This window comes from Candidatus Chloroploca mongolica, from assembly GCF_004762035.2.
Lineage (GTDB): Bacteria > Chloroflexota > Chloroflexia > Chloroflexales > Chloroflexaceae > Chloroploca > Chloroploca mongolica.
In genome coordinates, this window is the sequence record NZ_SIJK02000026.1 from 23,496 (window position 1) to 44,343 (window position 20,848).

Consider the following 20,848-nt stretch of genomic DNA (forward strand, 5'->3'; position numbering starts at 1 on the left):
TTTGCAAGATATTCGCGCTAAAAGACTTCGGCGGCAATGATAGTCTGTTCGCGGTCAGGGCCAACCGAGACGATACCGAGACGGGCACCGATCAACTGGCAGAGCCGGGACACATAGGCTTGCGCGGCATCGGGGAGGTCGTGGAAGTGCCGTACGTGCGTCGTCGGCGTCATCCAACCCGGCATCTCTTCATAGATCGGCTCGACCTGGCCCAACACAGCCACCGTCGCTGGCGGATAATCGAGTTGTGTCTCGTGCAATTGATAGCCCGTACAGATTCTGATGGTCGGTGCGGTATCGAGCACATCAAGTTTGGTAATCGCGACCGTATCAATGCCATTGATCTGCGTGGCATAGCGCGCCAACACGGCATCAAACCAGCCGACGCGACGCAGACGACCGGTTGTCACACCGATTTCAGCCCACGGTGTACCGATCTGGCGCAGAATATCGGCTTCAGGGCCATCAACTTCGGTTGGAAAGGGACCCTCGCCAACCCGTGTCGTATACGCCTTAAAGACCCCGATCACCGAGTCGAGTTGGGTTGGACCAATGCCAGCGCCCTGGCAGGCCCCGGCGGCCCCTGGGGGCGAAGAGGTGACATAGGGGTACGTGCCGTGATCAATATCGAGCAAGGTTCCCTGCGCACCTTCAAGCAAAACCGGCAGATCTTTTTCGAGCGCACGGTGGATAATCGGATGCACGTCGGTAATATGCTCGACGAGTTGGCGACCAAACTCGAGGTAGCGCAGATACGTATCGTGGAGCGAGATAGGCTTGACATTGTAGAGCCGGGTCAAGATCCGATTCTTTTCTTCAAGCACAGCGGTCAAACGGTTGAGCAGCGTCTCTTCGTGCAACAAATCACCGATGCGAATCCCGGTACGACTCATTTTATCAGCATAGGCGGGGCCAATCCCACGCCCGGTTGTCCCAATCTTCCCGACACCACGGGCATCTTCCTGCAACTGATCAAGCAACATATGGTACGGCATCACCACGTGGGCGCGCTCGCTCACAAAAAGCTTGGCGGTACTGACCCCCGACGCGTCGAGACCGGCGATCTCTTTGATCAGCGCTTCGGGGTCAATGACAACCCCCGAGCCAATGACATTGACAATGCCAGGATCAAAGATACCCGAAGGTACGAGGTGTAGCTTGAAGGTACCCAGATGATTTACGACCGTATGGCCGGCGTTATTCCCCCCACCATAACGGATCACCAGGCGCGCTTTGTTGGCCAGGAGATCGACCAGGTGGCCTTTACCTTCATCGCCCCACTGGGCACCAATGAGCGCTACAACGGGCATATGCGTTCCCTTTCAAGCTGAGCTAGCGTTGGGTAGATTGTACCATATGGTGCTTGACTGGCTTACACAAGCGCCCGTCGCAGGATGGTCAAGGCCTCGTCAATATGGGCTGTTTCGGTAATTAACGGGGGTACCAGACGGAGAATGTCGTCGCCCGCGGTGGCAACGAGCAAGCCCTGTTGCTGGGCTATTTCCCGTACCGGCGCAGCAGGAACATTGAGTTGAACACCGCGCATCAGGCCACGTCCACGGAGTTCACGTACCTGGCCAGGCAGATCGGCCGCGAGATCCTGCAATGACTCGTCAAGGTAGCTTGACACCTCACGGACATGGCTCAGAAAGGCGGGATCGTTGATGCGCTTGAAGACGACGCTGCCAACAGCAGTAGCCAGAGGATTGCCGCCGAAGGTGGTGCCATGATCGCCAACATGGATCGTATCGGCGACCTGCTGACCAAGCAAGATGGCCCCGATCGGCAAGCCACCGGCAAGCGGTTTGGCAAGCGTCATCAGATCAGGCCGTACGCCCGAAGGCTCGTGCGCCCAGAGCGTCCCGGTACGACCCATGCCACACTGGATCTCATCAAAGATCAAGAGGGCGTGGTAGCGGTCACAGAGTTCGCGCACCCCCTGGAGAAACGCAGTATCGGCAACCCGCAGGCCACCTTCGCCCTGTACCGGCTCGAGGATCACGGCACAGACATCGTCGCCCATCACCGCTTCAACCGAGGCCAGGTCATTGTAGGTAGCAAAGCGACCCCCAGGCATCACCGGCATAAAGGGTTCACGATACTTCTCGCGCGCTGTCACCGCAAGCGCACCCATCGTGCGCCCATGAAACGAGCCATCAAAAGCAACAATCGCCGTTTTACCTTCGCCATAATGCTCACGAGCATAACGACGGGCAAATTTGAGGGACCCCTCGATCACCTCGGCCCCGCTATTGCCAAAAAAGACCCGGTCAAGACCCGGGCTATGCTCCACCAGCAACCGGGCCAACTCGCCTGCCGGGGCTGTATGATAGAGATTCGAGACATGGATCAACCTGGCCGCCTGTTCGGCGATAGCACTGGTCACCTCAGGATCGCCATAGCCGAGCGCATTGACCGCAATGCCGGCCACAAAATCGAGATACCGCCGCCCTTCGGTATCAAAAAGATAGACCCCTTCACCACGCTCGAGGACAAAATCAGGCTTGACATAGGTCTGCAAAATGTACTCATGATCGGCCTGAATGACCCCTGCTGTCGCATCAGTTGACATACGCTACTCCTCGCAATAAGGCAGGATGATGTATGACGACGATTATAGCACTCTGTCATGGTATAATGCGCCAGCAATATGTACCATGTGCCGTCCCGCACCGACGGGCGCAGGAGGCTCTGCTTGACCTATGTGCTGACGCTCAAACCGCAAGCCCCGGGCTTGACCCGTCCTCAGCGCATCTTGCTCAAAATCGATGGCGAGCGGATTGTGGATGTCGAATATCGTCCCGATACCGAGACCGAGACCGCGCTGACCCATGCCGCCCAGTTTACCCCGGCCCAACTCATTGCCGCCGCTGCCCAATCAGCCCCGGGCTGTGGGGTCGCCCATGGGATGGCGCTCTGTCAGGCCATCGAACTTTTGGCGGGGATTGAAGTTCCCCCACGGGCGGCTTTTTTACGGGTTGCCGCAGCAGAACTTGAACGGGCCAGTTCGCATGGGGCCGCCGTCGCCGCGATCCTGACGACGCTGGGCCTCGCCAGTCTCGCCGAGCCCTTCACCGCCACGGCAGCACGCCTCCAGGCAACCTTGATCACGCTGACGGCAACTGAACCAGGTGACTGGCTCATCCCCGGTGGCGTAGGCTATGATAGCGATGCCTCGGTGCGCGAAGTGCTTGAGCAGACCTCAGCTGAACTTATTGCGACCCTCTTCCCTCTCGTTGACCACATGCTGAACCAGCGTTCGTTGCTCGCCCGTACGGTGGATGTCGGGGTCATTACCACTCACGCCGCAACGCAGTTTCGGCTCGAAGGCCCCCTCGGGCGGGCCTCTGGGCTCACAAGCGATCTGCGGATCGACAAGCCCTATGCAGCGTATGCGAGCCTACAGCCAGACCGTGTGACCCAGCCGAGTGGCGATGTGTATGCGCGTCTGGTCGTGCTGGTGCTTGAGTTGCTCGAGAGCCTCAAACTGGTTGGGCGGGCTTCGCGTGAGTTGCCCGGCGGCGAGATTTGTGGGGAATTGCCCGAACGCTTGCCGGCAAGTATCACCAATGCAACCGTCGAAGGGGCCCGTGGCCCCATTACGTATCATGTCGAGAGTGATGGCCGTCGTTTGACCAGTGTCAGCTATCGGCTCGCTCCACAGGTTGAACGGTTGTTGACTCGTAGTCTCCTTGTGAATGCACGGATTGATGATGCTGCGCTCGTTTTTGTTTCAACCGATCCATGTGATACCTGTCTGGAGACAGGCTACTGATGTTTTTCCTTGTACCAACCATCATGCTGCTTGCCGCAGCACTAAGCTTTGGGCTTGGACAGCTTGTGCCTGCACGCCAGATCGGGTTTGGCGCGGCGCTCACGATGCTGATCACCCTTGGTATCCTTGGGATAGCACCCTTGGCAACACCTGATGAACCACCTATCGTGGTGTTGATGCTGGGAACGGTAAACGCAAGCCTCACGCCCGGTTTGCTAGCCCATGAACGTGCGCTCGCACTGGCGCTCCTGGGGGGCGGGGGGCTGACAATCCTCACGCTCGCCGCGGCCATTGCCCCGGGGGTGCGTGGATTTGGGACAATTTTTGGCTGGGCGCTGATCTGTTTGACGGCAGCCGTGACGAGCCTGGCCGCCCCCCCGTTTTCGCTTGTCCATCCGTTCGTCTGGACCGTGATGACGCTCGGTGGCTATGCGATGCTTCAGGCCAGTGGGGTCACAACGGGCACGGCGGTTGCGCCAGAAGCAACGGTCTTGTTGCCCCGCGGCTTGATCACAGGTCTGCTGGCGAGTCTGCTGGTCGCCGCCGCCATCCTTGCCCCTGGGACGCTGATTGAAGATGGAACCCTGTCGATGTGGCCGGCCCTCGTGTTGCTGCTTGTCGCGACCTTTGCCTTTACGGGAAGCCCCCCCCTGGCCGGTGGCCGCAACGAGGCCTTTGCCTTTCCTGCGCCCCTGGCAACCCTGGTCTATGGGCTCGCTATGCCGGTGGCGGGCCTCAACTGGTTCATGGATGTCATCAGCGCTTTGCCGATTTTACCCAATCGCTGGGCGATGGCGATTGCGTTGCTCGGGACATTCGGCATGCTCGGATGTGCCGCAGCAGCACTTGCAACCCGGCGTCTACGTCCATTGCTTGCGTTGATGCTGACGTTTCAGGTGGCCGCCATTGTGCTTAGTATCGGCCTGGCCGGGCCGCTTGCGGCGCTGGCAGGACCGGGGCAACTGGTCAGCCTTATGTTGAGTGGGGTCATTGGGGCGACAGCCGTGGCGAGCTTTGAACGCATGACGGGAAGCGACGATGTGACGGTGCCAGGCCTCGCGTTGCCCCGGCTCGTTGGGGTGATGTGGCTCGTTGCAGCAGCACTCACCCTCGGCTTGCCGCCACTGTGGGGGTTCTGGCCGCGTCTGTGGCTTTTACAAGCTATCCAGGAGCAGTACCCCTGGCTCCTTGCCCTGGTGATGGCAAGCATGGTGCTGATGGTGCTGGCCCTCCTCGTGCCCCTCGCCCGGCTCTGGGGGCAGGGCAAGGAACGCACCGGATCGGGGATGGGTTTAGTTGAGCGGCTGCTATTTGCGCTGGCTGGCGTGCCACTGGTGCTGCTCGGGTTGGTACCGACTCTCGTATGGGAACCCTGGCTCGCCACGCTTACCTTTGCACCGGTGGACTTTCCGGTCAGCTTCGGGGCACAGCTTGCGACAGGGATCGCAGGGGGCGTCTTGGTTGTACTGACACTTATGATCGCTCGCCGCCCCAGTGTACGGACGCTCGAACGGAACCTTGATGAAGAACCCATCTTCTTGACTGCCGAAGGGCTAGGAACGTTGTTGCAACCTCTGGCGCACCTGAGTAACCCGATCCAGGGCTGGCAAGCTATCTGGCAAGGGTTGCAAGGAGTCAGTCGGGGGTTACGCTTTCTGCTTGGATTCTTTGAACAGCGCTACTATCTGCTGGGTGTGTTGGCAGCGCTACTTACGATTATGTTGTTGATGGCACAATGAGTATCAACTGGCTTCTGCTTGGAATTGGGATTACAGCCGCAGTCATCCTGCTCTTTCGGGACTGGCGCATTACCGTCGCTGCCCTGTTGCTCAACTATGTGGCCCAGGCCTTCTTCCTCGTCGAGCAGCAGTTTATCAGCGGGGATCTGCCGATCTTTGGGTTCGCGGTGAGTACCCTGCTCGTGATCAAGATTATTACCGGGATCAGTGTCGCGCTGATCCTGGGCATTACTGCGCTCACCTTCTCACGCGAGTATGGCCTCGAGAATCTCGATGAGTTTGGGATGGCCGAGTTGCGCCGGGCCGCTCGCGCCGCGCAACGCCAGCGCGCCAATCAACCGTTTCAGTTCAGCGAGTATGTGTTGCCCTTCTGGGCTGGCGTCCTGGCCCTGCTCGCCAGCCTGATCCTGCCACAAGTCTATGCAATTGCACCTACAGTAGCCAGTGACTTTGCCTGGTACTGGCTGGTGCTGACGGGCATTCTGACGATCGCTACGGCGGTCGATGTGTTGAAGATCGGCCTCGGGTTGCTGCTCTGTGTAAGTGCGGTTGACCTGCTCTATATGGCTGTGGTTAGTACACCTGATGCGAGTGGGCTGAATGTGATTCCACTTGCGCTCTTGAGCCTGTTCCATCTGCTGCTGGCCCTGGCCGTAGCGTATTTGAGCGGGCTCCTCTACGGACGACTCAAGACCCTCGATCTGAGTGAGCTCTATCGGTAGGCCATGCTCTATTTGCTTTTGATCTTTTTTCCGATCACGATGGCGATCAGTACGTTTATCCTGCGACGGAGAAGCGAACTGGTTATTTTTGCGGCGCTCGGCACGGTCCTGACGCAGGTCTGGATCGCGCTGCAATTGCCGATTGACCAGCCAACCCGGTTTCTGGGGGTGACGCTGACGCTCAGTACCCTGGGGCAGGTCTTTTTGCTGGTCTTTCTGGGGATTGGGGTGTTTGCCTTCATTGCCGCCCGCCATTTGCCGCATGGCGAGAATTTTGTGCCGATTACGCTGCTGACGCTCGCCCAGATCAGTGGCGTGCTCTTGCTGCAAGATCCCTTTATTACCACGCTCTTGCTTGCCTCCACCAGCCTGACAACCGTCCTGACGGTCGTTGATCTGCCTGTAGGCGCGAGTGCGCTCGTCAGTACACGGGTCATTGCCGCAGCCCTCAAGTATCTCGTCTTGATGGTCGTGGCTACGGTCTTGATGTATATTGCGTTTGTGCTGACTGATGTCTTCCAGCCTGGGGAACTACCCGGGCGCATTTCGCTTGCCCGTTTCATCCTGGCCCTGCTTGCGACCAGTTTCGCCCTGCGCCTGGCACTGATCCCGTTTCATACGTGGCTCACCGATCTGGTTGATCACGCCGAGGTTCTTGTTTCGGCGGTGACGATTACCCTGCTCAATACGACGAGTCTGCTCGTGCTGATTCTCGTGTTTCAAAGCTATCCAATGCTGCTCGTCGAGAGTGCCGAAGTCCTCTTTGTGATGCGGCTCGGGGCGCTAGTCAGCGTCATCGTCGCGGGTATCCTTGCACTGGCACCGGCATCGTTGCGCCGGACAATCGCCTACCTGATCCTCTACCATTGCGGGATCGTCTTCTATGGCCTGGCCGCCGTCTCGCAACTCGGGCTAGCCGGGGCGATCTTTGGGGCTTTTAATCAGACCCTGGCCGTGATGCTGCTCTTTGTGAGCCTCGGGTTGCTCGAACGCCCCGATGGCCGGACACCAGGGGTGCTCAGGCGGGATCTTTTGCGGCGCTGGCCGGTCGCGGCGAGCGGGTTGATCGTGAGCGGGCTCTCGCTGCTCGGGCTACCACCGCTCGGTGGGGCGATGAGCCATCTGTTGATCTATCAGGCGGCTGCCGAGAAGGGCTGGCTCGAGTTGTCGATTTTGTTGCTCGGCACGCTGCTCGCTGGGCTTGGCCTGGCACGAATCGCCGCTGAACGGTTGCTTGGCCCCGGCGAAGATACGCTTGTGGTCGAACCACTGATGCTCGGTGAAACCGAACTCGACCGCCCGCCCCAGCGTCGCCTGGAACCCGAACCGCAGAGTGCCGCTGTGTTGACGTTGCTCTTGATGCTCATCACCCTCGGCGTGGGCCTCTATCCGCAACCGTTGCTCGCGGTGATTGATGAGGCGATCCGTGGTCTCGCCTTTATCCAGGCTTTGTAGACTTATGAATGCTCTTCTACTAATCATTGGCTCGGCGCTACTTTATCCTGGGGCATTGACCGCCCTTCTTGCGGGGGTGCTCTACCGGATGGTACGCCGGGGGAAACCTGGTGTCGAGGGCATGGCAGCGCTCCAAAGCCAGGAGGGACGGGCAAATCTGGCTGGGCTGGTGCTGGCGAGCCTGGGGTTGGCGTTGTTACCCTGGCCGCTGCATCCGAGCGGCGCCACGGCGAGTTGGCTCTGGGCATGGATCGCCTTTGAACTAGCGTTTCTGGTGCCCCTTGTGCCAGCCTTGCTCACCGGAAGACCGGCGCTCGGGCGGGCGGCAATCCGCGAAGCCCAGCTTGGCACTTTTGCACGGGCCTTGTTGTGGGGTGCCCTCGCGGTGGCCTTGACCTTGCATCAACGCTGGGATACAATCGCTCTACTTGCCCATATGCTCGCCCTGCTCGGGGCGCTGATCGCCTTCCCGGTCGCGATCGGGTGGGGGCCCTTTGGCCCTGAAGAGTTTATCACCCCAGGGGGGGTGGCGGCCGGGCTCGATGCCGATGGGCAGGCTTTGGACAAACTAGCCCGTGATCTGCGTGCCGGAATGTTGCTAGCAGCAGTACTTGTGGCCGTGTTACCCGTCGGCCTGGTTCCAGCTTTCATCAGCTTGCCGCTGATAGTTGGCGGGATCGTGATCGGGGCACTGCTCTTGCGTAACTTTGACGGTCGCCAGGCACGCCTGACCCTGCCTGATGCGCTGCGCTTCTGTTTGATCTGGCCCCTACCGTTGACCCTAGTCGCAACTGTGGTGCTGAGTGTGGTACGCTAAATGCTTGGAGCTTCAGTGACAGCCGTTATTGAAATTGCTAATCTGTACAAGGCCTATGGCGATGTGTCAGTGTTGCAAGGGCTCAATCTGCGGGTCAGAGCAGGCGAGTCTTTCGGCTTGCTGGGCCCCAACGGAGCGGGCAAATCAACGTTGATCCATTTGATGCTGGGCTTTTTGCGACCTGACCGGGGACAGATCGCCCTGCTTGGCACCACCAAGCTTGAGCAGATCCGGCTACAAGTTGGCTATCTGCCCGAACGGCAGCGTTACCATATGGCCTACAGTGCCCGTGAGTACCTGCGCTTTCTCGGAAGTTTCAGCGGGTTGACCGGGGCAGTCATGCACGAGCGGGTTGACCGTGAATTAGCCCTGGTGGGCCTCACCGAGGTAGCTGACCGCCGCCTGGCAACCTTCTCGAAGGGCATGCTGCAACGCCTTGGCATTGCCCAGGCATTGCTGATGGATCCCGATCTCTTGCTGATTGATGAACCTACTAGTGGTCTCGATCCTGCGGGGCAGCGTGAGGTGATCGACCTGCTCAACGAGGTGCGCCAGCGCAACCACACGCTCTTTCTGTGTACCCATTATATGCACGAGATTGATCAACTCTGTGATCGCGTCGGGATCATGGCGAACGGGCGAATTGCGGTCGAAAGAAAGGTCGCTGACCTGCAGGGCATCATGAGTAGTGTACGGATCAAGGTGCAAGGGATGACGGCGCATGTCCATGAAGCGCTGCACAGCCTCGGGCCAGGCATCCATTGTGAAGGCCAGAGTGTGCGCATCAGCCAGAATTCACCGCGTTTGCAAGCAGCGGTCTTGCGTACCCTGCTGGATGCGAATGTGGTCATCCTCATGCTCGAGCCGCTGGAAAACCCCATTGAACGCCTCTACCTTGAGACAATTCAAGCCACCAAGCTACCGAGTGGCCTGCACACGCCCTTGGGCATACTCAATGACCCACAGCGCCCCATCCTCCCCCGCACGCCTCCAGATAATGTGGCGTCACCAGAGCGCCAGGGTGAGCGCGATCCTCTTTTGCATGAACTGTTGCAAGCCGGAAAGACCGAAGACAAATAAGGCACCGTTGAGCCACAGGAGACGAACAGAGGTATGCGGCTGTTACGATTTACCGGCTTTTCGCTACTCGAATATCTACGCTCGGGCAGGGTTGCCATCGAGATCATTGCCGCACTGCTGATCTATGCGATCTTTTTGCGTCGCCCAATGGATGTGACCTACTTTTTCAATGTCGTCGGCATCTTTACGCCCCTGTTGACGCTCTATACGATGGCAATCGTGATCAGCCTCGGGGATCGCCCCCAGGGTTACGTCGTCGTCTCACGGGGCATCGGACGAGCCACGTTTCTCCTCGGGCTCTTTTTGACGGCGTGGACACTTGTCGCCGGAACATATGGGCTTGTCTCGCTCATCGTCGCATTCCTCAATCCTCCCACCGAGCTTGATCTGCTCAACTGGCTGCTCGGCACCCTGCCGTTGCTCCTCAATATTGGCCTGCTCGCCGCCTTGATGCTCTTGCTGTCACCGCTGGTCTTGCCGACAGGCTGGCGGCTCTTTATCTTGAGCCTGATCGCGCTCGCTTTTTCAGGGAATTTTATCGGGGGGCAACTGCTCAATGCGCTTCCCGAAGCGGTGCGATCACTGCTCCGCGCCCTGCAGGCGCTGCTTGGTGGCCCCCTAGTGCCCGCCTTTTATGGCTTTCAACTCGCGGTCACTCGCGATTATAGTTCAGCCACAGCCCTGGCGAATCTCTTCGCCCAGGCGTCGCTCCTCGTTTCACTCCTCGGGCTTGCGATCTATGCGTTTGCCCGACGTGATCTGATCTTTAGTACACAATAAGCGTAGGTGCGACCATGAACGAGGTGATCATTATTGGCGCGGGCGCTGCTGGGCTCGCCGCAGGTCAGCGGCTCCGTGCGGCCGGTTGGAACGTGTTGCTGCTCGAAGCACGTGAACGCATCGGGGGCAGGATCTGGACGGATCACCGCTATGGGCCGGTCGAACTCGGGGCCGAGTTTATTCATGGTGCGCAGGCGACAACCTGGCAGTATGTGCAGGCTGCCGGGCTACGAACCCAAGCCTGGGGAAGTGATCGCCGTTTTGCCCGCCGGGGAACCATGCTTGCCACCGACGATCCGTGCATCGCGCTGACGTATCAATTCTACGAGGCCGTCACCACATATGCGGGCCCCGAGCGAAGTGTGGCCGACGTGATGGCGAGCCTCGCTGACCCTGACGAGCCGGCGGCTCAGATGACCCTGCGCTGGCTGGCAAATCTCGAAGGCGCTGATCCTGCACGCTTGAGCGCGACCGCCCTGGCCCACGAGCGGCGCACCAGCACCAACGGAGAGGCCAATTTCCACCTGCTTGATGGCTACGCAACCCTGGTGGCAGCCATGGCCGCTGGGTTGACCATCAAGACCGGCGCTCCGGTGACCAAGATCGCCTGGCAACGCGGCGAAGTAGTCGTGACCCTGATGGATGGCACCCAGCACGTCGCCCCCCGCGTGGTCATCACCGTGCCGTTGGGAGTGCTCCAGGCGGGAGCAATCACCTTCACCCCTGAACTACCCGCCACCAAACAGGCCGCCCTTGAGCGCATCGCCATGGGCCACGTAACCAAGCTTGTGCTCTGGTTCGACCGACAGTGCTGGGAACCTTTCACCATCATGAGCACCGATGGAAAGATCGTCACCTGGTGGCCGGTGGTGAGCACCACCACACCAGCGCTTATGGGCTATCAGGGCGGGGCGGCGGCGCTTGCGCTCGCGCACATGAGCGAAGATCAAGTCCTCACCTTAGCCCTGAACGAACTGACGAGCTTTTTTGGCAGCGAAGTACGTCAGGCATGGCTGGGAGGCCGAATGAGTGCATGGTCCAACGATCCGTGGAGCAACGGGGCCTATAGTTACAGTCCAGTTGGCATGGGTTCAGCCCGCGCCATGCTCGCCGCACCAGTTGACGACGTGCTCTACTTTGCGGGCGAAGCGTGCGCGACGAACGGCCATCTGGCAACCGTGCATGGGGCCATCGAGAGTGGACATCAGGCAGCACAGGCGATCCTAGAAAACCAGGGCACCGAGTTGATCGCGTAGCCAGGTGATTTGGACAGTATTGACTCGATAGCAGACGGCGGGACCATCTGAATAGGCTTCGAGCAACTCGGCATCACGCAAGACACGCAGATGCTGGGACAACGTTGACTGTGCATGAGGGCCTCCATCGGGGAGGTGAAGCAGGATCTCGTTCCCAATGCAATCGGGATGCCGCAACACATACCGCAAGATCGCCAGACGAACCGGATTGCCAATTGCCTTGCACGTCTGTGAGAGCCGCTGATCCGCACCGTGCAACGGATCGGAGCCATTGCTGTTCCCCATACCCTACCTCCTCGCTGAGGTTGCTTGGTGTAATGCTACGCCGTGCAAGGCACGCTGTCAAGACGATTCTTTACAATTCCGTTCAGGCTGCGCTATAATCTAGCTATGCTTACGCCAACCATCATCGAGGCACTGCCCTCGAGTTACGCTATTCGCGACATCAAGATTGCCCCAAATATCACCCTTGCCCCGATGGCAGGGGTGACTGATAGCATCTTTCGCCGGATGATCCTGCGCCTCGGTGGGTGCGGCCTGGTCAGCACCGAGATGACCAATGCGGCCAGTGTCACCCCCAAGGCCTTGAAACGCCATAAACTGCTCGATTTTTACCCCGAAGAGCGCCCGCTGACGATGCAGATTTCGGGCAATGATCCCGATCTGATTGCCGAAGCGGCCCGTACCGTCGCAGGGTTGGGGGCCGATATTCTCGACATCAACTGCGGCTGTCCATCGCCCAAAGTCACCGGTGGCGGTCACGGGGCCTCATTGCTGCGCGACCTGCCCAAGATGGAACGGGTCTTGCGAGCGGTGACGGCAGCCGTCACGATCCCGGTGACGCTCAAATTTCGGGCCGGGTGGGACGAGCACAATCTCAATTTTCTTGAGACAGCCCGGCTTGCCGAGGATGCGGGCATTGCGGCACTCGCTTTGCACCCACGTACCCGCGAGCAAGGCTACAAAGGGAGTGCCGATTGGAGTCGGATCGCCGCCGTCAAGCAGGTCGTGACCATTCCGGTCATTGGCAGTGGCGACGTAAAAACCGCTGAAGACGCACTGCTCCGTCTCTATGAGAGTGGGGCGGACGGGGTCATGATCGGGCGCGGTGCCATGGAAAACCCCTGGATCTTTGTCCAAATCGCGCAGTTGCGCCGGGGCGAACCGGTCTTTGAGCCGGGGCCGACCGATAAGCTCGATTTTCTGGTGCGCTATATGGGGATGTGTGGCGAAGAGATGCCCAATCGCCTGGCGCTCAACAAAATCAAGCAGTTGATCGGCCAGTTTGCCCTGGGCATGCCCAACAGCAGCCACCTGCGCGTCGCCGTGCATCACTCAACCACACTTGACGAAGCGCGGAGCCATATTGAGACGTTCTTCCACCGCGAGGCCCATCCAGAGCGCTGGGCTGACCAGGTAAGCACAAGGTAAGGACATGCACGACGGCTACATCTTTACCCTCGGCATCTGTGGCAGCACAATGGCAAGTGGCCCGGCACCCGCCAGCCTCGATCTGATGCTTGCGGCCCTTTCGCCCGTCAAACGTGCGGCCTATTTCGGTGAAGTCCTGATCACAACTGATCTTCCTTCGCTCGATGACCCACTGACTACGCCAGTGCTCAACGACATTGTCGACGCCGATATCTTGCTTATTACAACGCCCTTGCCTGGAGGAAAATTGCCAGCGCGCATGCATGCGCTCGTGCGTCTGGTCGAGCAAGCCGCCCCGGTACGCCGACGGCGTTTTGCGGCAATCGTCGCGTTTACCGATGGCACGACTGAAGGGCTATGGCCGCTGCGCCATGCGTTGGAATCTGCGGCAATTGAAATCCTCGGCGAGATCTATGCGCCCGCCGAGGCTGACCTCGACGAACTTGCGCCTGATCTGGTCAGCCTGGCGCACATGGTCTATGGACGTGCGCACGCATTGCACCCCGAGGCCCTGACGTGAGCGATACGCCGCTCCCCAGGTTTCCAGCCGCCAAAAACTGGCTCGGCGACGAACTCCTCTACCGGTTTTTTGCGCGCTGGTCGCTCTGGAGCAGCTTTGACCGGGTCTGGCTGCAGAGTCACGGCCCTCTTCCCGACCCTGAGGACGGGCCGCTTATCCTCTATCTCAACCACAGCGCATGGTGGGATGGCTATCTAATGTATGTCATCCACCGCATCGTCTTGCGGGGACGTTTCGACGCGCACCTGTTGATGGAAGAGAAGCAACTGCGTGCGTACCGCTTCTTCACCTGGTCAGGGGCCTTCGGGCTCAACCGCAGCAACCCCGAAGAGACCGAGCGTGCGCTGGCCTACGCGGTCAATCTGTTGCGCCAGCGCAAGGGGCCGCAAGCGCGCTCAGTCTTTATCTTCCCGCAGGGGCGGATCGTACCGCAGGATCAGCGCCCCCTGGTTACTTATCCGGGGATTGCGCGCATCATTACGGAACTCAACGGCGAAGTTAACCTCTGCCCGGTGGCCCTGCGCTATGAATTTTTAGGAGAACAGCGCCCACACGCCTTTATCCGCATCGGGCCAGTGCATCGAACGCCCGCTCCAGACTCAGCCCGCGCAACGATGCGCGACCTCAACAAGCGCCTGACGCAGGCGTGTGACGCCTTGCGCGACGACGTTGTGGGTGAGGATCGCGACCGCTTTGCCGTCATCTTGCATGGACAACGCGGCATTGACCAGCAATTCGACAGGTTTCTCCACTTCTTCCGGCGCACCCGAAGGTAACGGGTCGGAAAACTTCGTTGACATGCTGGAGTGCTGGCTTTAGCCGGCTGAAGCCGGCACTCCCTTCTTACGCTGACGTTGGGGCGCCTGCGGCCCTTCGTTGCACTCCTAAGCAACAAGACCTCACAGGGCTTGAAGCCCTGTGAGGTCTTGCGCAGCCGCTCACCCTGTTTCGCTCGGTGTCACTGGCCTGCGGGCTTGGGAGCCGTCACGCCCCCGACTCCTGCTCGGTCTCACGCATGCGGCGAGCCAGACGGGGCAAGGCCCAATGAAAAGCAAGTGCCAGCATGATCAAACCACCGACCAACGCAGCGAACTCTTGCCCACGCGACAGATTGACGAGGACAAACATCGTCAAATTGGTCAAATAGAGGGTCACCGGCAACCAGGGCCAGAAGAACTGCGCCGCATCGCGTTGCACATCATCGAGCGCATAGGCCGCATCGCGCCGACGCGCGGCCTTGGCGCGATAGAGTAACAGCACCCAACTCAGCAGCAGACTGGTCACAAACCAGGCAACAAAATTGGAAAGCGGAATGCCATAATAGATATCATCTGGCGTCCCACTCCAGACCCAGTAACCATTGATATGCACCGCAAACGGCTCGATCGTCACATCGAGCAAGAGGGCAAAGACCGCCGCCATCAAGACCTTGGTACTGCTCACCTGCTGATCCTCGGCCATCGGGCGATTTTCACGACCCAGGATCAATTCACCGACACCCATTGCAGTCGTCACCACCAGCAGCCATGCAAATGGGATCGCGAGCGGCACAACGCCAAAAATCTGGGGCTGCAACACCTCGGTATACGAAAATGCCCCAAAGGGAAAGCCCGTTGTAGCCCCGGTATGTTCAACCAGCCACGAAAGAAAGAGGATCCAGAGCGAAGCGAACGCACCCCACCGTCCAAAATTGACAATGAGCCAGAGCCCCATCAACGAACCCTGCAGCAAGAGCAGCACCCCACCCATCCATGTGCCCCAGACAGGCACCCGATCAAGCGCGATAAGGGCAATCGACCAGGGATAGATAAAAAGGTACGAAGCGAAAAGCGCGGCTACTCCCTTACGGAGGCGCGTGGTCTGGTGTAACATACGTGATAACTTCCTATCGACAGAATGAAAACATCGCAAGCACCTGAATTATTATAAATTCGTGTTTTTTGCTTGTCAAAGCCGCATAATTCCATTCCTGTTTTGTATTTTTATTAAATCTTTCCTCTGTTTAGGATGAGCGCCCTAAAACCGATACGTAGGCCAGCGGAAACGACCAGCTGCGCTGGTCGTTTCCGCTAGCCAAGCGAGCTTGCTGACGTACATGCATGCGGTAGCAACGGGCGACCTACGGTCGCCCGTTGCTACCGCAACGTCTTATCCTCGGTAGGCAGAAACTGCTTGATCGTCTCGATCGGCAACGGGAAGATAATCGTACTATTCTTCTCGACAGCGATCTCAGTGAGCGTCTGGAGATAACGCAACTGGAGGGTAACCGGCTCACTAGCAATAACTGCGGCAGCATCGGCGAGGGCCCGACTGGCCTGCAATTCACCCTCTGCGTGGATCAGCTTGGCGCGCTTCTCACGTTCAGCCTCGGCCTGCTTGGCCATCGCCCGTTGCATATTCTGGGGCAACTCGACATCCTTGACCTCAACGATCGTCACTTTGATGCCCCAGGGTTCAGTCTGTTCATCAATGATCTGCTGGAGCTTCTGATTAATCAGTTCACGCTTGGCCAGCAACTCGTCAAGCTCACCCTGGCCAACAACCGAGCGCAGGGTTGTCTGGGCAATCTGCATCGTCGCACGGATATAGTCCATCACTTTGGTGACCGCCCAGTTGGGATTGATCACCTGAAAATAGAGCACCGCATTGACCTTGATGGTGACGTTATCCAGGGTAATAACTTCTTGCGCCGGCACGTCCATCGTAATGACACGAGTATCCACGCGCACCATACGCTCGAAGACCGGAACCACAAAAAAGAGGCCGGGACCACGGGCGCCAACCAGACGGCCAAGGCGAAAGATCACCCCGCGCTCATATTCAGGCACAATCTTGATCGACGAAAGCAAGACCATCAGGGCCACAAAACCGAGCACGCCCAGACAGGCAAGCAAAAAAAGACCACTTCCACCACCCATTATCGCACTCCTTCAGACTAACCTACTTCGTTGGGTTTGGTTCGTGCGGGCGCTCACCCGTGGTCGCCGTCGGCGCAAGACGTTTCACCGTCAAGCGCAGGTCATAGACCCCGGTAACCCGCACCCACTCACCAATTTCGATCTCACCATCTTCGCTGAGCGCACGCCAGAGCGCACCCTCAACAAACACCATCCCCTCGGGTTCGAGGCGTTTACGGACTTCAGCAAGCCGCCCGACCAGGCCCTCCTGGCCAGTTGTAACCGGTGCATTGCGTGCCCGCACTGCAAGCAACACACCCACCGTCGCAAACGCGGCAATCAAGATCGCCACCAGTAAAATCGCCCAGAACGCCACCGCCACACCCGGAGCCTGCGCATTATCAAACATCATCATGGCGCTCACTACAAGTAAGACCAGACCAAGCACCGTAACAGTGCCCTGGGAAGGCAAAAAGAGATCAGCGGCAACGAGCCCGAACGCAAGAAAGAGCCCCAGCACCGCCAACCACCGCACGGGCAACGCAAAGAGGCCAATCAGCGCCATCATGAGCAAGATCAAGGCCAGCCCAGCCAGCACACCGAGCGTCGGTGTCACGAGTTCGGCATAGGCTGCAAACCCCGCCATGATCAGCAACAGAAAGGCCACGGTAGGATTGGCGAGAAGCATCAGGATTATTTCCCACAGCGTCGGCTCGAGGGGCATGGTAGGTTGCCCAAGCGTACGCAGTGTACGAGTCTCGCCATCGACAAGCACAACAACCTGCCCTTCCAGCAGGGTCAACAACTCCTCACGGTCACGTGCAACCAGGTTAATTGCCGGTGGAGTAAGTTCAATTGCCTGAGCATTGCTGAGGACAATGCCCTCACGGACAGCAGGTTCAACCCAGCCATCGTTCCGTCCCCGCTCGCGGCTCCAGGAACCAAGCTGGAGGATCGCCTCGTTGAGCAACAACTCGCGTGCCTGCTCGCCAAGGTTGGCATTGGCTTCGATCAGAGGCACCGGAACCCCAAAAGAGGTATTCGGGGCCATGGCAGCAACATGCGAGGCGGCTAACAGCCACGAACCTGCGGCCCCGCTTGTTATCCCGGGCGGAACAAAAACCACAACAGGCACACTGGCATTCGCAAGATCGGCTGCAACCAGACGTACATCACGTAACACAGCACCCGTCACACCGAGCTCAATCAGCAAGAGCTCGGCGTCATTCGCTTCGGCTTCACGCAACGTGCGCCGGAGATAATCAACCGTGTGGGTACTGACGACACCACTCAACTCGACCGTAAAGAGTGGTCCACGAGCCTGTGCTGCGACAGGCTGCACAAGGGTACTAACAAAATGGAGGAGGAGGACACCAAAAAAACAGAGGCGCCCAAGACGCCCAAGCCTCCACTGACGAAGAATACGCTTCATACGAATCATTGATGCTGTTGCCTCAAATGTACAGACCAACTTCAGTATAATACGTTTTTGGACAAAAAATACCAACTTTGCGGGACTTTCCTGCAAAGAGGAGATTTCTGGGGCTTCGCCCGTGCCGTGGGCGGCAACCCTGGGTGCCCGCGTGCGCGGGCACCCAGGCTGTTGGGCTTGCGCCCCACACCCCAGGTTTTGCTTTGTTTTGGCGGCTTCGCCGCCAAAACAAAGCAAAAATCTCGTAGAGCGGTGCTTTGACCCTACGAATGTGATATACTATATGTATTAGCCACGTTGGGAATTGATGGCGGGCGCACAGGCGTACCGTAGATTCCTTAGCCGGGGCTTTTTTTATGGCCTTGAGATACCAGAAGGAGGGTTGTGATGGCAAAAGAAGAACTGCTACATACGATGGTCGAGCATCTTGATATTAAGCGTGTGAATGTGGTTCCGCTGATCGAGATGATGGGGCAAACAGCATTTCAGGCCCGCAATCTGGCGCGTGCGGCGCAGATTGCCGATGCAATGGTTGCCGATCCAGAGGCGACCGTGATCCTGACGCTCGCCGGGAGCCTGATTTCAGCCGGGCAAAAGGGCGTTATCCTCGATCTGTTGCGCTGCAATGCGGTTGATGCAATTGTTTCGACCGGGGCCAATATTGTTGACCAGGATTTCTTCGAGGCGCTCGGTTTTCGGCATTACCAGGGCAACCCCTTCGCCGATGATAATGCGTTGCGCGAGCAGATGATTGACCGTATCTATGATACCTATATTGATGAGGAAGAGCTGCGTATCTGCGATGAGACGATCCGTGTGATCGCGGACACGCTGGAACCCGGGGTCTATTCGAGCCGCGAGTTCATTCAGGCCATGGGCGCATACCTCGCCGAGCACCATCCCGACGCCGAGAGCATTGTGCTCGAGGCATATCGCCGCGACGTGCCGATCTTTGTACCGGCGTTCTCGGATTGCTCGGCTGGCTTCGGGCTCGTTGCCCACCAGGTTGTCCATCCCGACCGCCATGTGAGCATTGATAGTGTCAAGGATTTCCGTGAACTCACGGCGATCAAGGTCTGGGCTGGCACCACCGGATTGCTGATGATCGGCGGCGGTGTGCCCAAGAATTTTGTCCAGGATATTGTCGTTTCCGCCGAGTTCCTTGGCTATGAGGCCGCAATGCACCAGTATGCGGTACAATTGACGGTGGCCGATGAACGTGATGGGGCGCTCTCGGGGTCGACCCTCAAAGAGGCCAATTCGTGGGGCAAGGTGAGCCTTGCACAAGAGCAGATGGTCTTTGGTGAGGCGACGGTGACCTTCCCGTTGCTCGCCGGGTATGTGTACCACAAGGGCAATTGGCGCGAGCGCCAACCTCGTTCATGGGCACGGGCACTCGCTAGCGGGCGGCTGCTGGACTATGCTGCGGCGACGGCACACGCTCAGAAGTGATACCTTATGTATCAGGTTGCGGTTTTGCTTAGTGGCACAGGCTCGAATCTTCAGGCGCTCTTCGAGGCCGAAGATGCCGGGCAGCTGGGGGCGCAGGTGAGCCTGGTCGTAAGTGACCAGGCTACCGCATATGGGCTGCAACGTGCGCTGCAGCGCGGGGTAGCAACGGCGCATGTGCCGTTGCCCGCCGCGCCGCGTGGCCCGCAACGGGCGATGGTGCGCGCCGCGTGGGAGCAACGCCTCGCGGGGGTAACGGCGACCTTTACCCCCGATCTCGTGGTGCTCGCGGGCTTTATGCGGATTCTTTCGCCAGCCTTTTTGAACTGGTTCCCGCAGCGGGTGATCAATCAGCATCCTGCGCTTTTGCCCGATGATAGCAGCGATACCGTAACAACAAGCACGGGCCTGGTCATACCCGCCCTGCGTGGCGCACACGTGGTTGACGAGGCGGTGCAACGTAGGTTGCCGGTGAGCGGCTGTACGATTCATCGGGTGACGCCCCGGGTGGACGATGGGCCGGTGCTTGCCCGCGCCGAAGTGCCCCTGCGCCCCGATGATACCCCCGCAAGTCTTCACGAACGAATCAAGGTTGAAGAGCGCCGCCTGATTGTCGAGGTGGTGCGAAGTCTGGCCCAACGCTGATGTATGATCTTGCGCCCCACAATCCGTATACACTCAGCCTGGCAACGCCCCTCGTAGCGGGTGCGGGCAGCGTCGGCTATGGCGTTGAAGTCGCCCGCCAACTCGGGTTGACCAGTCAACCAGCGCCCCACGGGCTCGGTGCATTGATCACCCGCACCACGACGCTGCGCCCAATCCGTACACACCCGCAGATCCACGAGACCCCGGCGGGCCTGCTGCTTGCTGATCAACAGGCCAATCCCGGGGTTCGTACGGTACGCGAGCGCTTTGCTCCACTCTGGCGGAACTGGAATCTGCCCGTCATCGTGAGTGTCGCCGCCGAACATCCGGCGGAACTCGAACGCCTGCTGACTGAACTTGAGGCGAGCGAGGCCGTGCGCGGGATCGAGCTCGCCCTTGCTGCCTCTGAAGCCCTGACACCACACGCAGCACAGAGTCTGATCACGGCAGCGCGGGCTACAACACCCTTGCCATTGATCGCCAGATTGTCAGGCGAAATGGCAACGATGCTTGCCATCGCCGAGGCTGTCGTTGCGGCCGGGGCCGACTGCCTGGCCCTGACTGACGGCCTGCCCGCTGCCGTCGCAAGCGCAACTGGCTACCGTGAAGGCTTGCTCTACGGGCCAGCGGTACACCCCATCGTCTTACGCCAGCTCACCGCGCTCGCCGAAGCCGTGACCGTGCCCATCATTGCCGGCGGCGGCGTCACGAACCTTGCCGCCGCACGCGCCTTGCTCGAGGCCGGGGCCACCGCCGTCAGCCTCGACACCGTGCTACTCACCGATCTGCATGCGCCGGCGCGTTGGGAGGTCTGTGGCTAAGGGCAATCGGTTGATACCGTCGGGCAAAA

The 20,848-nt window shown here is 59.2% G+C and carries 20 protein-coding genes; 14 read left to right on the forward strand and 6 right to left on the reverse strand.

The genetic code is table 11. The features are described from left to right. Nucleotides 1-17: 17 nt before the first annotated feature. Nucleotides 18-1,310 carry an adenylosuccinate synthase gene (locus EYB53_RS14630; RefSeq protein ID WP_135479180.1) on the reverse strand — a complete coding sequence of 431 codons (1,293 nt, stop codon included), beginning with the start codon at nt 1,308-1,310 and terminating at the stop codon, nt 18-20. Between the two features lie 62 nt (nt 1,311-1,372). Beyond that, complete coding sequence (locus EYB53_RS14635; RefSeq protein ID WP_135479181.1) at nt 1,373-2,572, reverse strand: aspartate aminotransferase family protein; 1,200 nt, start codon at nt 2,570-2,572, stop codon at nt 1,373-1,375. A gap of 132 nt (nt 2,573-2,704) precedes the next feature. On the opposite strand from EYB53_RS14635, the gene EYB53_RS14640 reads away from it, so the two are divergent. Genes EYB53_RS14640 through EYB53_RS14675 form a run of 8 tightly spaced genes read left to right on the forward strand, consistent with a single transcriptional unit; the run spans nt 2,705 to nt 11,624 of the window. After that, nucleotides 2,705-3,775 (forward strand): NADH-quinone oxidoreductase subunit D-related protein, encoded by a 1,071-nt coding sequence (locus EYB53_RS14640; RefSeq protein WP_371879116.1) that lies wholly within the window; start codon nt 2,705-2,707, stop codon nt 3,773-3,775. Further along, nucleotides 3,775-5,514 (forward strand): hypothetical protein, encoded by a 1,740-nt coding sequence (locus tag EYB53_RS14645; RefSeq protein WP_135479183.1) that lies wholly within the window; start codon nt 3,775-3,777, stop codon nt 5,512-5,514. The genes EYB53_RS14640 and EYB53_RS14645 overlap by 1 nt, the downstream gene beginning before the upstream one ends. Beyond that, complete coding sequence (locus tag EYB53_RS14650; protein WP_135479184.1) at nt 5,511-6,236, forward strand: hypothetical protein; 726 nt, start codon at nt 5,511-5,513, stop codon at nt 6,234-6,236. The genes EYB53_RS14645 and EYB53_RS14650 overlap by 4 nt, the downstream gene beginning before the upstream one ends. Before the next feature lie 3 nt (nt 6,237-6,239). Continuing rightward, nucleotides 6,240-7,691, forward strand: a complete 1,452-nt coding sequence (locus EYB53_RS14655) for a proton-conducting transporter transmembrane domain-containing protein (RefSeq protein ID WP_135479185.1) — start codon at nt 6,240-6,242, stop codon at nt 7,689-7,691. Nucleotides 7,692-7,695: 4 nt separating this feature from the next. Further along, the gene (locus tag EYB53_RS14660; RefSeq protein ID WP_135479186.1) at nt 7,696-8,508 is read left to right on the forward strand and encodes a hypothetical protein; all 813 of its coding nucleotides are present in this window, start codon (nt 7,696-7,698) and stop codon (nt 8,506-8,508) included. Continuing rightward, the gene (locus tag EYB53_RS14665) at nt 8,509-9,588 is read left to right on the forward strand and encodes an ABC transporter ATP-binding protein (protein WP_135479187.1); all 1,080 of its coding nucleotides are present in this window, start codon (nt 8,509-8,511) and stop codon (nt 9,586-9,588) included. A gap of 33 nt (nt 9,589-9,621) precedes the next feature. Beyond that, complete coding sequence (locus EYB53_RS14670; RefSeq protein WP_135479188.1) at nt 9,622-10,368, forward strand: hypothetical protein; 747 nt, start codon at nt 9,622-9,624, stop codon at nt 10,366-10,368. A gap of 14 nt (nt 10,369-10,382) precedes the next feature. Continuing rightward, nucleotides 10,383-11,624 carry a flavin monoamine oxidase family protein gene (locus EYB53_RS14675; protein ID WP_135479189.1) on the forward strand — a complete coding sequence of 414 codons (1,242 nt, stop codon included), beginning with the start codon at nt 10,383-10,385 and terminating at the stop codon, nt 11,622-11,624. On the opposite strand, the gene EYB53_RS14680 is transcribed toward EYB53_RS14675, so the two are convergent. Continuing rightward, nucleotides 11,592-11,909 (reverse strand): ArsR/SmtB family transcription factor, encoded by a 318-nt coding sequence (locus tag EYB53_RS14680; protein ID WP_135479190.1) that lies wholly within the window; start codon nt 11,907-11,909, stop codon nt 11,592-11,594. The genes EYB53_RS14675 and EYB53_RS14680 overlap by 33 nt on opposite strands. A gap of 105 nt (nt 11,910-12,014) precedes the next feature. Between EYB53_RS14680 and dusB the strand changes: the two genes are divergently transcribed. Genes dusB through EYB53_RS14695 form a run of 3 tightly spaced genes read left to right on the forward strand, consistent with a single transcriptional unit; the run spans nt 12,015 to nt 14,351 of the window. After that, nucleotides 12,015-13,055 (forward strand): tRNA dihydrouridine synthase DusB, encoded by a 1,041-nt coding sequence (dusB, locus tag EYB53_RS14685; RefSeq protein ID WP_135479191.1) that lies wholly within the window; start codon nt 12,015-12,017, stop codon nt 13,053-13,055. 4 nt (nt 13,056-13,059) lie between these two features. After that, complete coding sequence (locus tag EYB53_RS14690; RefSeq protein ID WP_135479192.1) at nt 13,060-13,575, forward strand: hypothetical protein; 516 nt, start codon at nt 13,060-13,062, stop codon at nt 13,573-13,575. Next, nucleotides 13,572-14,351, forward strand: coding sequence for a lysophospholipid acyltransferase family protein (locus EYB53_RS14695; RefSeq protein WP_135479193.1), 780 nt, complete (start codon nt 13,572-13,574; stop codon nt 14,349-14,351). The genes EYB53_RS14690 and EYB53_RS14695 overlap by 4 nt, the downstream gene beginning before the upstream one ends. A 208-nt stretch (nt 14,352-14,559) precedes the next feature. Here EYB53_RS14695 and EYB53_RS14700 read toward each other — a convergent pair whose 3' ends face one another. The 3 genes from EYB53_RS14700 to EYB53_RS14710 form a co-directional block, all read right to left on the reverse strand. Further along, a complete protein-coding gene (locus tag EYB53_RS14700) occupies nt 14,560-15,447 on the reverse strand; it encodes a carotenoid biosynthesis protein (RefSeq protein WP_135479194.1) in 888 nt (295 codons plus the stop codon). A 263-nt stretch (nt 15,448-15,710) separates the two neighbouring features. Further along, nucleotides 15,711-16,493, reverse strand: coding sequence for a slipin family protein (locus EYB53_RS14705; protein WP_135479195.1), 783 nt, complete (start codon nt 16,491-16,493; stop codon nt 15,711-15,713). A 22-nt stretch (nt 16,494-16,515) separates the two neighbouring features. After that, nucleotides 16,516-17,904, reverse strand: a complete 1,389-nt coding sequence (locus EYB53_RS14710; protein WP_135479196.1) for an NfeD family protein — start codon at nt 17,902-17,904, stop codon at nt 16,516-16,518. A gap of 387 nt (nt 17,905-18,291) precedes the next feature. On the opposite strand from EYB53_RS14710, the gene EYB53_RS14715 reads away from it, so the two are divergent. The 3 genes from EYB53_RS14715 to EYB53_RS14725 are packed head-to-tail and all read left to right on the forward strand — an operon-like array spanning nt 18,292 to nt 20,819. Then, nucleotides 18,292-19,356 (forward strand): 1,9-bis(guanidino)-5-aza-nonane synthase, encoded by a 1,065-nt coding sequence (locus tag EYB53_RS14715; protein ID WP_135479197.1) that lies wholly within the window; start codon nt 18,292-18,294, stop codon nt 19,354-19,356. Nucleotides 19,357-19,362: 6 nt separating this feature from the next. Further along, entirely contained in the window at nt 19,363-19,998 is a 636-nt protein-coding gene (gene purN, locus EYB53_RS14720) for a phosphoribosylglycinamide formyltransferase (RefSeq protein ID WP_135479198.1), read from the forward strand. Continuing rightward, complete coding sequence (locus EYB53_RS14725; protein WP_135479199.1) at nt 19,998-20,819, forward strand: beta/alpha barrel domain-containing protein; 822 nt, start codon at nt 19,998-20,000, stop codon at nt 20,817-20,819. Before purN ends, EYB53_RS14725 begins: the two co-directional genes overlap by 1 nt. Nucleotides 20,820-20,848: the final 29 nt, after the last annotated feature.